Raw genomic sequence first — 11,782 nt, forward strand, 5'->3', positions numbered from 1 at the left:
GAGGGCGGAGCCCCGGACGCCCAGCTGGAGCAGGCATTTCACCGTCTGGGCGGCACCGACACCCAGAACGCCGCCTACGCCGACGTCCTGACCGGCACGCCGCCGGCCGCGGCCATCGGAATCCGCTTCCTCATCGACGAGAACCTGAGCCCCCGAGTGGCCGACAACCTCCGTGCGGAGGGCTACGACGCGGTCCACGTCCGCGACGCGGGGGCTCTCGGCGGTGACAACACCCAGGTCCTCACCCTCGCTGAACGCGAAGGCCGAGTCCTGGTCACCAACGAGCTCAGCTACCTCGACGACCTGCTGGCGGCGGGTTCTCCCGCCCCCAGCGTTCTCCTGCTCCGCCGCGAGGGCGCGGACATCGCCGAACAAACCTCGGTGATCGCGGCCAGCACCCCGGTGATCGCCGCGGCCCTCGGATCCGGAGCGCTGGTGGCACTGGACAGCGAACGCATCCGCGTCCGCTCCTTCCCTCTCCGCAACGCCTGACTCGCCCTCGCAGCCCCGGTGTGCCCCGAAGGCACACCGGGGCTGCGATCGGAGTCGCTCGACCGAAAGGAGAAAGCGTGATGAAGGCATTGCAGTATGTGTCCGTGGGTTCGGAGCCTCAGGTGCGTGAGGTGCCCACACCCGAGCCCGGTCCCGGCCAGGTATTGCTGCGGGTCACCGCGGCGGGGGTGTGCCACTCCGACGATTTCGTGATGTCGCTGCCCGCCGAGGCGATCGGTTTTCCACTGCCGCTGACGCTGGGGCACGAGGGCGCCGGGACGGTCGCGGCGGTCGGTGCGGGCGTGCGAGAAGTCGAGATCGGTACCAACGTGGTGGTGTACGGACCGTGGGGCTGCGGGGTGTGCTGGTTCTGCGCGCAGGGCCTCGAGAACTACTGTTCGCGGGCCGCGCAATTGGGGATCTTTCCCCCGGGGCTCGGTGCGCCCGGTGCGATCGCCGAGTATCTGGTGGTCGATTCTCCGCGCCATCTGGTGCCGATCGGCGACCTCGATCCCGTCGCCACCGTCCCGCTCACCGACGCGGGCCTCACTCCGTACCACGCGATCAAACGCTCTGCGGCCAAGCTTCGCCCCGGCTCCTGGGCCGTGGTGATCGGGAGCGGCGGGCTCGGCCATGTCGCTATCCAGTTGCTCCGGCACCTCTCGTCGGCCCGCGTGATCGCCCTGGACGTCAGCGACGAGAAGCTGGAATTCGCGAAATCGGTGGGCGCTCACGAAGTTGTGCTGTCGGATGCGGACGCGGCGAAGAACGTTCGCAAGATCACCGGTTCCGCGGGGGCGAGCGTGGTTCTGGATTTCGTCGGATTCCAGCCGACCATCGACACCGCGATGGCTGTGGCCGGAATCGATTCCGATGTCACCATCGTCGGCCTCGGTGACGGAAAGTCCTCGGCGCGGGTAGCTTTCGGCATCAGTCCCTACGAAGCCGCGGTGGCCGCCCCGTACTGGGGATCGCGCAGCGAATTGATAGAACTCATCGACCTCGCGCACGAGGGAGTTCTGGACATAGCGGTCGAGCGATTCAGCCTCGATGACGCTCCGGAAGCCTATCGCCGCCTTTCCGCGGGAAGTCTGCGCGGCCGTGCGGTGATCGTGCCCTGAACGGTCGTGAAGGATGAGTGATGCCGCCGGGCGAAGGGGGGAGCCCGGCGACATCGTCCTCTCGGAGGCCGAGCGCCCACTGGGGCGGATCGGTCCGCCGATCGGTGGGTCGACGCTGCGGGAGGGGTAGGCAAGTCGACCCGGGGCGAAGCCTAAGGCGCGCAGTCGCGAGATGCACGTGCTCCGTTCCCTCGATGTGCGAGAGCTGTTGGCGCACACAGCGAAACAACCATTGACCTATCTATCGTCCTCATCCGATCAAGTGCAGATCAGCGTCGAATTCCGGTCCGGAAAATCGTCGGGTGTCGTCTCCGGGGCAGTGGGTTTGATCGTGTTCGTAATCACAATGTTGAATACCGCACGGTCTCCAAATGGCGGGTTGATGTCCGATTGTGATCGAGTGTTGGCGTGGGAGAAGACTTTTCAGATCTCGACGATCACCGCGGCGTCGGGTTGGCCAGGAGAGACATCACCCCGGGAGGCCGGATAGACAATGCCGGCACCTTCCGGTTCTACTGCCCGGCCCGTGGATGCGGGTGGTTCCACGATGAGAACACGACGCAGGACAATCCACGGTGGCGAGTACGAGTCGAGTCGGCGATCGATGCGCACCTGATCGCCGACCATTTCGAGGATCCATCCGCATAGCTGTCTCATTGCCTGCCGGACAAAGCCTCTCGCGATGTCACGCATGGCCGGTCCGAGCGGTCCAACGAGCCTTTTCTGAACAATGGTGTACACCAATGCTTTACAGGCGACAAAGATGAATATCACTGCGGGAGTTTCTATTCCGTTCTCTCCCGCTGTGGCTAGGGTGGGTGCCGTGACCTTCAATGCGAAGCTGTGGGAGCCCGTACCCGGGTTCGAGAACCTCACCGACATCACCTATCACCGCCATGTCGATCAGGGCACCGTGCGGATCGCCTTCGATCGACCCGAGGTGCGTAATGCGTTCCGGCCGCACACGGTCGACGAGTTGTACCGTGCGCTCGATCACGCCCGGATGAGTTCGGATGTCGGCGCGGTCCTGCTGACCGGGAACGGGCCCAGTGCCAAGGACGGCGGCTGGGCGTTCTGCTCGGGTGGCGATCAGCGCATCCGAGGTCGTAGCGGGTATCGGTACGCCGAGGGCGAGACCGCCGAGACGGTGGATCCGGCGCGGTCGGGGCGATTGCACATTCTGGAGGTGCAGCGTCTGATCCGGTTCATGCCGAAGGTGGTGATCGCGCTGGTGAACGGGTGGGCCGCGGGTGGCGGGCACAGTTTGCATGTGACGTGTGATCTGACGCTGGCCAGTCGTGAGCACGCGCGGTTCAAGCAGACCGATGCGGACGTGGGCAGTTTCGACGGTGGGTACGGCAGTGCGTATCTGGCGAAGATGGTGGGTCAGAAACGTGCGCGGGAGATCTTCTTCCTGGGCCGCCCGTATACGGGTGAGGAGATGAAGCTGATGGGTGCGGTGAACGAGGTCGTCGATCACGACGAGCTCGAGAATGTGGCGTTGGAGTGGAGCGGGGAGATTCTGGGCAAGTCCCCGCAGGCGATCCGGATGCTGAAGTACGCGTTCAATCTGTCCGACGACGGTCTGGTCGGTCAGCAGTTGTTCGCGGGTGAGGCGACGCGTCTGGCGTATATGACCGATGAGGCGGTCGAGGGGCGTGATTCGTTCCTGCAGAAGCGTGAGCCGGATTGGAAGCCCTACCCCTGGTACTTCTGAACCGATTGTGCCGCCGCCGTTTTCGCAGGGTTGTCGGACCCGTAACCACCTCTGGACAGAGTGTGATCGAGCCGCGACAACCGTACAAATCCGGCGCTACGCTACGGAAATGCCGTACGTGAATACCGATGAGGCCCGCGTCTTCTACACCGACTCCGGCGGGCGCGGCCAGCGCACCGTGGTGCTGGCCCACGGGTTCTTCATGGACCTGTCGATGTTCGCGCCGCAGGTGGAATACCTGGAGGCGCAGGGCTTCCGGGTGCTGTGCTGGGACGCTCGCGGGCACGGCGCCACCGTCGCCGAACCGGATCGCCGGTTCACCTACTGGGATTCCGCGCGTGACCTGTTGGCGGTCATGGACGCGGCCGGTGTGGATCGCGCGATCGTCGGGGGGATGTCCCAGGGTGGCTACACCGCCCTGCGCGCGGCATTGCTGGCGCCGGAGCGGGTCGAAGCGTTGATTCTGCTCGATACCGAAGCGGGCTCGTCACCGCCCGAGCAGATCGGGGAGTACCGGCAGCTGTTCGACGCCTGGGCGAATCCGGAGGTGCCGATCGCCACGCTCGCCGAGGGGCTGGCGCCGGGGTTGATCGGCGGTACGGCTCTGGACCAGGCTCCCTGGCGCGCCAAGTGGATAGCCGGTGACCGCGGTGCCGTTCGCTCGGCGGGCGAATGCCTGATCGAGCGGGAATCGCTGCTGGATCGACTGGCGGAAATCGACTGTCCCGCACTCGTCGTGCGCGGTGAGTTCGACGAATCGAGCACCGCGGACAAGACCGAGATCCTGGCCGAGGGCCTGCCGGGTGCGGGCCCCGCGGTCACCATCGAGGGCGCGGGTCACGCGGCGAACTGGACCGCGCCGGAGCCCGTGAACGCCGCTATCGGTGGCTTTCTGGCCCGTCTAACAAGCTCGGTGGCCCCTTGAAGGGATATCGGATCCCGATGAACCATTGGAACGGTGCGTCGACGCCGGGAATATCGGTGATCTGAACGCGCACGCTGTACGGCTCGAGGGTGTCGGGGTCGCGAAGGTGCATCAGCGGCTGATGCCGCTCGAAATCGACCCGCTCGGCCAGATACATGGCTCGGAACGGCTCGCACGAGCTGAGCCGTCCGAGCAGGTCGAGTGCCCATTGCGGGTTCTGGTATCTGCCCATGTGCCAGCGGAACCAGTTGACCGTCAGCCGGGCCTCGTCCTCCCACTCCATCATCACCCGCGGTGCTTCCGGGACCAGGAAGAACCAGATCAGGATGTTCACCACTTCCATCAGTCGGGGATACGCCCGGCTGTAGCTCTCGTTGGCCCACAGCACATTCCATCGTTCATCGACATAGCCGGACAGATGCGGTGCGAGATCGGTAGCGGTGGCGTAGAGGTCCTCGGTGATCAGCTCACGCATCTGTGCGACCGGCATGGGCGCATGGGTGCGCGGACCTGAGGTCTTGGGCTCCGCGAGATTGTGCATGTGCTGGTGCTCGGCGGGTGTCAGGTGCAGGGCTCGCGCGATCGCGTCCACCACCTCGGGGCTCGGGGACAGCTTCTCCCGCTGCTCGATCTGGGCGATGTAGCTGGCGCTGACGTCACAGAGTGCGGCCAGCGCGGGGCGGCTGAAACCGCGGGGATGCGTCGGATGTCGCGGCATCGTGCGGTGCGTACGGACGAAATCAGCGAGGTTGGGGGCGAGCAGTTGACCGACCGCGGCTCCCCCCGATGTGTAGCCGGCGTTCACGGGCTGCACGTTACTCTCCGGACGGTGATACGGCGTGCGTAGTCGCGGGTCTGCGCACGCTCAAAGCGCAAGCAGCAGTGCGGATCCCGCACGATCTCGGTCAACCTCTGGGCAGAGGTACCTCTGTTCAGCGTGCCGTGAACGTCTTTACCGCTGTGATCTTGACGTGGTCTGATTGCACCGCTCCATTCGGGGCGATCCGCGCTGAGTGCGTATTGTGTTGCGACTCTGGTGGTTTCGGCGGGTATGCCGGTCGGATGCTGGTTGCCGACAGGCGGGGTTCTGCCGTGAGGGTTGCGCGAAGGGGGCGTAGCCCTCACTGAACGGATATGCACAGGGGTTGAGTGAAGTGACCACAGTCTTGCCGTGCCCGCGCTGGTGTGTCGAGCACGAGAGTCCGGACCCGACCGAACCCGGCGACGGTGGTCGCCACGGCGGCCAGGAGCTTCCGGTGCTGCTCGACATGCCCACGCAATCAACCATTCCCGTCGTTTTTGTGCAGGCCAATGCCCACGACCGCCATGGTGTGCGGGTCAGCTGGATCGATCTGGTGATGCCGAGTCGTGAGCACGCGGAGCTGACCCTCGCCCAGGCTCGGCAGGTCGCCGACGTGCTGATCGCGGGCGGGGATTCCTGGGACGCGGACAAGTGCACGGTCCGGACGTGCCCGCCGCAATGCTGCCCGTCATGGTGCGAACAGCACGACGAAGCCATCGACCCCTCGGCTGACCGATGGCACGGCGGACCCGTCTGCGCGGTGCCTGTCGCGGGCCCGAAACTCTCGGGCGCGGATGTGCAGGTTCGCTTGTGTGCCAAAGATATTCGCCGACGCCGTCAGGTGTCGGTTGGCCTGACCGTGTGGAACGACACCGTGACCGAGTTGACCGGCCCGCAGGCACGTCGACTCGCCGCGGCGTTGCTGAACGTCGCGGATGACCTGTGCTGTGCGTGAGGCCCCGACGGCCGGCGCGCCACCTTCACCCACATCCGGCCGGATGCGCCGGTCGTGTCGGCGGGTACGTCGTACGAGTGCGCGGGCGAAGGTCAGTGCGGTGCGTCGTATTCACGCATCGCGCAGGCGATTTCGGCGAGCTGGGTCAGGGTGCGGTCCAGTTCCAGGAAGCCTTGTTCCTCGAGGATCTTGGTGATCCGGTCGGTGATGAGCGGGCCCGCGAAGGTGATGCCCGCCGTGAGGGTGGTGCCGACATCGGCGGGTTGGAGCCAGTAGGTGAAATCGCATCGCAGGCCGGTGCGACCGTTGCCGCGCAACACGATTCGGTTGGGCTCGTCCAGATGTGTGGCGGTCCACTCGACTTCGTCGGTCATTCCTTTGATGAGAATCTCGGAAGTGACGGTGGATCCGACGCTCAAACGCTCGGGTGGTTGACCGATGAGGTCGCGGTGGATTCCGAACCAGAGTTCCCAGGTCGAGGGGGAGATGATGGTGTCGAACAGGGAATCCGGTGTTCCGGGGACATCCCGGCTCAGCAGTATCGCGCCCATGGCAGCTCCTTGAAATATGTTGGTGGAGGACGGAATCGACCCCGGTGTGCGAGGGCCGACGTGCTTGATGTGTATCGCGTCGAATGCGCTGGGCGTGTGTAAAGAATTCGACCGCCGTACGACAACGGTACGAGTGGTCGACAACTCGATGCCGGGACGCAGTATGTGCGATATCCCGAGTGTCAGTTACTGTGTGCCACAGATAATGTCGTGGTGATCACCAGCACGGTGACGAGCGAACTGCGGCAGGACATGGGAAGTAAGCCTCCAGATACACATGAGTGACTGCGAGTGGATGCGCTGATGCGGATCGCCGACTTCCTCCGACGTACTTCCCCCCGAGTCGACGGAACCGATCTTGACATACCGGATTCGAGAGCACAACTTATCGATACCCGCAGACCGGCAACGGTTTTACAAATGAAATCTCATTCATCACCACAGGTGCGTCAGCCGGCGTTCACGTCGGTGGTCCAGGTGCCGCTGCTGCCGAGTCCGGGCTGGCCCTGTGGATTCAGGCATTGGACCACGTGGCCGGCGCTGTTCTGGCCGAATTGTGTTGTGGTGGAGGGGTTGCAGGTGTCGCCTTCGTCGTGAATGCCGGGCTGGAGCGGAGTTCCGGTGGTCTGCCATACGGGTCGAGAAACTCCGCCACCACCCGAGCACACCATCGCGTTGCCGTCGGCGCCGGTGGTGATCGCGAGCGGCTCACTGCAGGGCGAGCGGTTGGCCGGGCGGGTGGGTGCGGTCGTGGTGGCGGATGGCGCGGTGGTTTCCGGTGCTGTTTCCGCGCTGAAAGGCACTGCGGGGGGCCTTGTTTCGAGGGCGGTCGGAGACTGCGTGGTGTGAGTGGTCGACTGGCTCGATGCCGCGCTGAACGTGGAGGACAGCTCGTTCAACGCGTTGCCGCCGACCAGGACGATCGTCGCCACGGTACCCAGCTGGAGGCATCCGAGGATGAGTGCCCAGGCGGCCATTCCGCGTCCGCGCGGGTAGGTGAACGAAATGAGAGCGAAAACGATGGCGATCGGGAACAGCAGTAGCAACGCCGCGACCAGTGCGATGACCGCGTACGGGTTGACGATCGGTAGCTCTGGTGGCGGGTCGTCGTCCCACTCGGTGGTGGAGTCGGTCCAGCGTGTTGAGTGCACTCCCGAAGAGTATTGGATCGCAGGTGAAAAGGAACCCCTGATTTCGGATCAGGGGTTAAATTCATCCCGGGAGGCTGCTCCGAGTAGGGCTTCCTGTAGAAGCGAGCCACGGCTGGTGTTTTGTGAATATTTGCCGAATGCAAGACTGGAGAACACAACCTCATGACGAATGCTTTCTCCCCTGAAATGCGCCGTAACCCGTATCCGCTCTATCAGCAAATTCGAAGCAGCTCCCCGCTTCTGTACGATCCGGAGCTCGATATGTTCAGTGTCTTCGATTACGAAGGCGTGAAAATGGTGCTCACCCACCCTGAGATCTTCAGCTCCGGGCAGCCGTCGGGCGGAACCTTCGACGAGATGCTTATTTCCCAGAATCCACCCCGTCACACGAAGTTGCGTGCCCTGGTCTCGCCGGCGTTCACGCCGAGGCTGGTGTCCTCTCTCCACGCGCGCATCGACAGATTGGCGCGCGATCTCTTGGACCGGGTGCCGACTCGTGGAGAGATGGACCTTGTCGAGGACTTCGCGATGCCGCTCCCGATGACGGTCATCGCGGAGATGCTTGGCGTTCCTGAGGTGGACCGCCCGCAGTTCAAGGACTGGACCGAGGTGACAGTCAACATGTCGGCCATCGTGACCGGCGGCGACGCGGCCATCAGGGCGATGCGGGAACTGACGCGGGTAAAGGACGAGATGCGGCGCTACTTCCACGCCATGCTCGCCGCGCGCCGCGCTGAGTCCGAGCGGCGAGACGACGTCATCGGCTCGCTTCTGGAAGCCGAAGTGGAGGGAGAGCGGTTGACGGACGCGCAGATCTTCGACTTCTTCCACCTTCTTCTGGCGGCTGGGAGCGAGACCACCACCAACCTCATCGGGAATACTCTTCTCTGTCTGTTGGAGAATCCGGATCAATTCGAACTACTGCAGTCGAAACCAAATCTGTTGCCGAATGCGATCGAAGAGGTATTACGTTATCGGTCGCCGGCTCAGATCGTCTTCCGATGGACCGCACGCGACGTCGAGGTGCACGGGCAGATGATTCCGGCCGGCAAGACGGTGCTCGTGATGATCGGCTCGGCGAACCGTGACCCGAAGCAATTCGACGAGCCCGAACGGTTCGATATCACGCGAAGGGCGAATCAGCATATCGCCTTCGGTCACAGCAATCATTTCTGCCTGGGTGCCTCGCTCACCCGATTGGAAGCGAAGATTGGGCTAACAGTGCTTTTCGAGAGAGCGTGTGATATCGAACTTGCGGGCACCGAGCCGTGGCAGCCGGTCACGGCATTTCATATGTACGGTCCGGCCACACTGCCCATCCGCTTCACGGCGCGAGCTGACTGACCGGGGTGCCGGCGTGCGCTGTTCGACGGACGGCGGGCGTCGGTCGCTGCGTACGACGCAAATTTGGACAAACCGGAACCCGAAGGCCGCGTGCGGGGTTAAGGTCGCTCGACCTTGACTTTTACCCGGTTACAGGCGTATCAGAATGGGTACTGTTACCGATGTAGTCGGTAGGGCGACGCCGTGGAGAGAGGCGGTCCAGGTGTCGGTGCGTACATCATTGCCGATGCGCCTGTGGCAGGCGCGGCCGTGGAACACCAGTCCGCTGATGCGCGTGTCGGATCGGTTCGAGGTGGTGGTCCGGGCGCTCGCGGTGCTGTTGGCGGCCATCGCGATTCCGATGGCGGGTGCGATCGGGACGGTGAGTTACACCGGGGCCGTGGATCGGATCACGGCACAGGATGCTGGGAAGTCGCACATCACCGCGACGGTGACAGCGGATGCGCAGCGCATGCTCGAGTCGGACCGGATGCGGGTACCACCGGATCGGTATCAGGCTCCCGTGGAGTGGGTTGTCGACGGCCGCACCGAGACCGCGGTGGTCGAGGTCACCGGCCCGCAGGTGCCGGGAGCCGCGGTTCCCCTCTGGATCGGCAAGGACGGCAGACCGACCGCCGAACCCGCCCGTCCCGGCTCCGCGGCCGCCGAAGGTATCGGCACCGGAATCGCGATCCTCATCGAATGCTGGTGTGCCGCAGCGGCTGCCGTGTGGATCACTGCCTCGGTCCTGGACGCCCGTCGCAACGCCCACTGGGAACGCGAATGGAAGTCGATCAACCGCCCGATCGGTAAAGACTCGCAATAGTCGGCCCGGTTCGGTCGGCATTCGACCCGCTGCTTGACCCTGACGCGGCGTGAGGGCGCATGGTGGGCAGGTGAACGATTCTGGAGGCTGGACGGTCGGCCCGCTCGCCGAGGCGAGCGGAGTCACGGTGCGGACGCTGCATCATTGGGATGCGATCGGCGTGCTGAGTCCGTCCCGGCGCACGTCGGGCGGGTATCGGGAATACACCCGGGATGATCTCGTGCGGCTGTATCAGGTGCTGGCGCTGCGGAGTCTGGGGTTGCCGCTGGAGTCGATCGTGCTGTGCCTGGATGCGGGCGTCGGTCCGGATCGGGTCGTCGATGATCACCTGCGCGGTGTCGAGGCGGCTCTCGCCGCGCTGGAGTCGGTGCGGCGGAAGCTGGTGCTGCTCGGCGCCGAATTGTCGAGCGATCAGGGCGCGACACCCGCGACGCTGCTGCACGCTCTAGGGGCTATCGGTGGCGCGGGCCCGGCGAGCGAACAGGTGCTGAGCCGGTATCTGGATGTCGATCAGCAGGGGCGGCTGGGGCAAGCGGCACAGGAACTCGGGCCCGCGCGGCACTACCTGCTCGAGATCGAATGGCCGGAGCTCTACCGCAGGGCCGAACGGCTCCGAGCCGAGGGCGTGGATCCCTCCGACGAGCGAGTTCGGCGACTCGTACGCCGGCTGGACGAGCTGAGCGCGCTGTTCAGCGGCGGCGATCCCCGGCTCTCGGCGGGAGTGCGCGCGGCCTGGCGTGCGGACCCCGCCGCGATGTCCGGCGATCCCGCCGCGCCCACCCAGGAATGGCGTGCACTCGCGGACTACCTCGACCGTGCCCGCTCCGCGTAACCAACGAAATCATCTGTCGCGCAACGAAGGAGCCCCATGAACAACCGTTCCCGCCTGCTGGTGGCACTCGCCTCGATGCTGCCCCTGACGCTCGGCCTGCTCGTCTGCGGTGTGCTGCTCGCCGCCGGAACGGTCTCCACCGGAGTGGTGTCGGCGCTGGCGATCGCGGTCGTCGTGCAGGGCGTGTTCACCTTCATCAGGTTGCGCCGGACGACGGGCCGGCCCGGCGTTACCAGCGTTGATTCGTGAGGGGGAGAGGCTCTGTGTGGTCGCGTCAGTCGCCGGTATTGCTGACGCTGTCGCGGTTGTCGTCGTCCTTGCCGACGGACTCGCTCAGCCTTGCCAGCCTCGTCAATACCGTGCTCGGATCCAGTCCCATCGCCCGAAACTGAGAAACAGGGATCGCAGATGGATCCCGCAGGAGTTGCAGGATCAGATGCTCGATACCCGTGGCACCCGCCGCCGCGGCGACTGCCAGTCCGCCGTTCAGGAGAGCCCATACTCGGTGCCCACATTCGACCGTTTGCGAAGCTGCTGAGAAGGTGTTGCAGGGCTCTGCTCGACCTTCAGCCTCGGCTTCCCATGGGCGGTGCCGATGGTGGTCGTCCGTCATCAGTGGCTCAGCTCGCGTAGTCGCGGTAGACGGGTTGTCGAGTGACGCGCCGGCCGCGGTCTGTCGGTTTCCATCGAGAAGCGCTGACTGTCGAGTTGATGATCAATCCGCTGCGGGACAGGCGAAGTAGCGCATGCCGGACGGCTTGCTCCGCGAATCCGGCTGCGCCGCAAATCTCTTCCACACTGAGCGATTGGCTCGGGTTCAGCATCGAGAGGGTTGCGAGCACTTTCAGTTCTGGTTCGGTGAGTGCCATCCTCACCAGCCCCGGTGAATCGGCGTGTTGGCGACGGTTGCTTCGCTCGCGAGTCGGGCTCGGACATCGGCGACGGTGAGTCGTGATGCACGCATGTCGACGTTGCGCCGACGAATATCCAGTCCGGCCAGTGCTGCTGCTGGCGCGAGGGGAGCGATTGCGAGGATAATTTCCATGTCGGGTGCCTCCAGGTCCTTGCGCGGTACGGAGTGCACCCG

At 64.7% G+C, this 11,782-nt stretch carries 16 protein-coding genes; 9 read left to right on the top strand and 7 right to left on the bottom strand.

Features of this window, described 5'->3' with window-relative positions:
* Together NJ1_RS06610 and NJ1_RS06615 are read left to right on the top strand one after the other, a co-directional pair.
* Nucleotides 1–492: DUF5615 family PIN-like protein (locus NJ1_RS06610; RefSeq protein ID WP_084477819.1), on the top strand; the 492-nt coding region annotated here is incomplete at its 5' end.
* A gap of 80 nt (nt 493–572) precedes the next feature.
* Nucleotides 573–1,613, top strand: coding sequence for an NAD(P)-dependent alcohol dehydrogenase (locus tag NJ1_RS06615; RefSeq protein WP_067688901.1), 1,041 nt, complete (start codon nt 573–575; stop codon nt 1,611–1,613).
* A gap of 423 nt (nt 1,614–2,036) precedes the next feature.
* Here the strand turns inward: NJ1_RS06615 and NJ1_RS38775 are convergent, their stop codons facing one another.
* On the bottom strand, nt 2,037–2,387 hold the full coding sequence (locus tag NJ1_RS38775; RefSeq protein ID WP_157573794.1) for a hypothetical protein: 351 nt from the start codon (nt 2,385–2,387) through the stop codon (nt 2,037–2,039).
* A 49-nt stretch (nt 2,388–2,436) separates the two neighbouring features.
* Here NJ1_RS38775 and NJ1_RS06625 point away from each other — a divergent pair, with 49 nt between their 5' ends.
* Entirely contained in the window at nt 2,437–3,330 is an 894-nt protein-coding gene (locus tag NJ1_RS06625; protein ID WP_067689223.1) for a 1,4-dihydroxy-2-naphthoyl-CoA synthase, read from the top strand.
* A gap of 109 nt (nt 3,331–3,439) precedes the next feature.
* On the top strand, nt 3,440–4,255 hold the full coding sequence (locus NJ1_RS06630; protein WP_067688907.1) for an alpha/beta fold hydrolase: 816 nt from the start codon (nt 3,440–3,442) through the stop codon (nt 4,253–4,255).
* Here the strand turns inward: NJ1_RS06630 and NJ1_RS06635 are convergent.
* Nucleotides 4,209–4,973 (bottom strand): MmyB family transcriptional regulator, encoded by a 765-nt coding sequence (locus NJ1_RS06635; protein ID WP_067689226.1) that lies wholly within the window; start codon nt 4,971–4,973, stop codon nt 4,209–4,211. The genes NJ1_RS06630 and NJ1_RS06635 overlap by 47 nt on opposite strands.
* Nucleotides 4,974–5,409: 436 nt before the next feature.
* Here NJ1_RS06635 and NJ1_RS06640 point away from each other — a divergent pair, with 436 nt between their 5' ends.
* Nucleotides 5,410–6,012, top strand: coding sequence for a DUF6907 domain-containing protein (locus tag NJ1_RS06640; RefSeq protein ID WP_067688910.1), 603 nt, complete (start codon nt 5,410–5,412; stop codon nt 6,010–6,012).
* Nucleotides 6,013–6,104: 92 nt separating this feature from the next.
* Here NJ1_RS06640 and NJ1_RS06645 read toward each other — a convergent pair whose 3' ends face one another.
* Together NJ1_RS06645 and NJ1_RS06650 are read right to left on the bottom strand one after the other, a co-directional pair.
* Nucleotides 6,105–6,563, bottom strand: a complete 459-nt coding sequence (locus tag NJ1_RS06645) for an SRPBCC family protein (protein ID WP_067688913.1) — start codon at nt 6,561–6,563, stop codon at nt 6,105–6,107.
* Nucleotides 6,564–7,012: 449 nt separating this feature from the next.
* Entirely contained in the window at nt 7,013–7,714 is a 702-nt protein-coding gene (locus tag NJ1_RS06650) for a hypothetical protein (protein WP_067688916.1), read from the bottom strand.
* A 162-nt stretch (nt 7,715–7,876) separates the two neighbouring features.
* On the opposite strand from NJ1_RS06650, the gene NJ1_RS06655 reads away from it, so the two are divergent.
* From NJ1_RS06655 to NJ1_RS06670, 4 genes are all read left to right on the top strand, one after another.
* A complete protein-coding gene (locus tag NJ1_RS06655) occupies nt 7,877–9,058 on the top strand; it encodes a cytochrome P450 (RefSeq protein WP_067688918.1) in 1,182 nt (393 codons plus the stop codon).
* A 208-nt stretch (nt 9,059–9,266) separates the two neighbouring features.
* A complete protein-coding gene (locus tag NJ1_RS06660) occupies nt 9,267–9,863 on the top strand; it encodes an Rv1733c family protein (RefSeq protein ID WP_157573796.1) in 597 nt (198 codons plus the stop codon).
* 70 nt (nt 9,864–9,933) lie between these two features.
* Complete coding sequence (locus tag NJ1_RS06665; protein ID WP_218025137.1) at nt 9,934–10,695, top strand: MerR family transcriptional regulator; 762 nt, start codon at nt 9,934–9,936, stop codon at nt 10,693–10,695.
* 36 nt (nt 10,696–10,731) lie between these two features.
* Nucleotides 10,732–10,944: a hypothetical protein gene (locus NJ1_RS06670; RefSeq protein WP_067688927.1), complete on the top strand. Its 213-nt coding sequence runs from the start codon at nt 10,732–10,734 to the stop codon at nt 10,942–10,944.
* 25 nt (nt 10,945–10,969) lie between these two features.
* Here NJ1_RS06670 and NJ1_RS38780 read toward each other — a convergent pair whose 3' ends face one another.
* Genes NJ1_RS38780 through NJ1_RS38790 form a run of 3 tightly spaced genes read right to left on the bottom strand, consistent with a single transcriptional unit; the run spans nt 10,970 to nt 11,740 of the window.
* The gene (locus NJ1_RS38780; protein WP_157573797.1) at nt 10,970–11,308 is read right to left on the bottom strand and encodes a hypothetical protein; all 339 of its coding nucleotides are present in this window, start codon (nt 11,306–11,308) and stop codon (nt 10,970–10,972) included.
* A gap of 7 nt (nt 11,309–11,315) precedes the next feature.
* Nucleotides 11,316–11,564: a hypothetical protein gene (locus NJ1_RS38785; RefSeq protein ID WP_157573798.1), complete on the bottom strand. Its 249-nt coding sequence runs from the start codon at nt 11,562–11,564 to the stop codon at nt 11,316–11,318.
* Between the two features lie 2 nt (nt 11,565–11,566).
* Nucleotides 11,567–11,740 carry a hypothetical protein gene (locus NJ1_RS38790; protein ID WP_157573799.1) on the bottom strand — a complete coding sequence of 58 codons (174 nt, stop codon included), beginning with the start codon at nt 11,738–11,740 and terminating at the stop codon, nt 11,567–11,569.
* Nucleotides 11,741–11,782 lie beyond the last annotated feature (42 nt).

Source organism: Nocardia jejuensis NBRC 103114 (assembly GCF_001613145.1).
In the GTDB taxonomy this organism is placed as follows: Bacteria; Actinomycetota; Actinomycetes; order Mycobacteriales; family Mycobacteriaceae; genus Nocardia; species Nocardia jejuensis.

Coding starts and splice junctions, on each gene's coding strand:
- NJ1_RS38785 (WP_157573798.1), bottom strand. CDS start 11,564: ATGGCACTCACCGAACCAGAACTGAAAGTGCTCGCAACCCTCTCGATG.
- NJ1_RS06670 (WP_067688927.1), top strand. CDS start 10,732: ATGAACAACCGTTCCCGCCTGCTGGTGGCACTCGCCTCGATGCTGCCC.
- NJ1_RS06630 (WP_067688907.1), top strand. CDS start 3,440: ATGCCGTACGTGAATACCGATGAGGCCCGCGTCTTCTACACCGACTCC.
- NJ1_RS06645 (WP_067688913.1), bottom strand. CDS start 6,563: ATGGGCGCGATACTGCTGAGCCGGGATGTCCCCGGAACACCGGATTCC.
- NJ1_RS38780 (WP_157573797.1), bottom strand. CDS start 11,308: ATGACGGACGACCACCATCGGCACCGCCCATGGGAAGCCGAGGCTGAA.
- NJ1_RS06655 (WP_067688918.1), top strand. CDS start 7,877: ATGACGAATGCTTTCTCCCCTGAAATGCGCCGTAACCCGTATCCGCTC.
- NJ1_RS06635 (WP_067689226.1), bottom strand. CDS start 4,973: ATGCCGCGACATCCGACGCATCCCCGCGGTTTCAGCCGCCCCGCGCTG.
- NJ1_RS38790 (WP_157573799.1), bottom strand. CDS start 11,740: ATGGAAATTATCCTCGCAATCGCTCCCCTCGCGCCAGCAGCAGCACTG.
- NJ1_RS06615 (WP_067688901.1), top strand. CDS start 573: ATGAAGGCATTGCAGTATGTGTCCGTGGGTTCGGAGCCTCAGGTGCGT.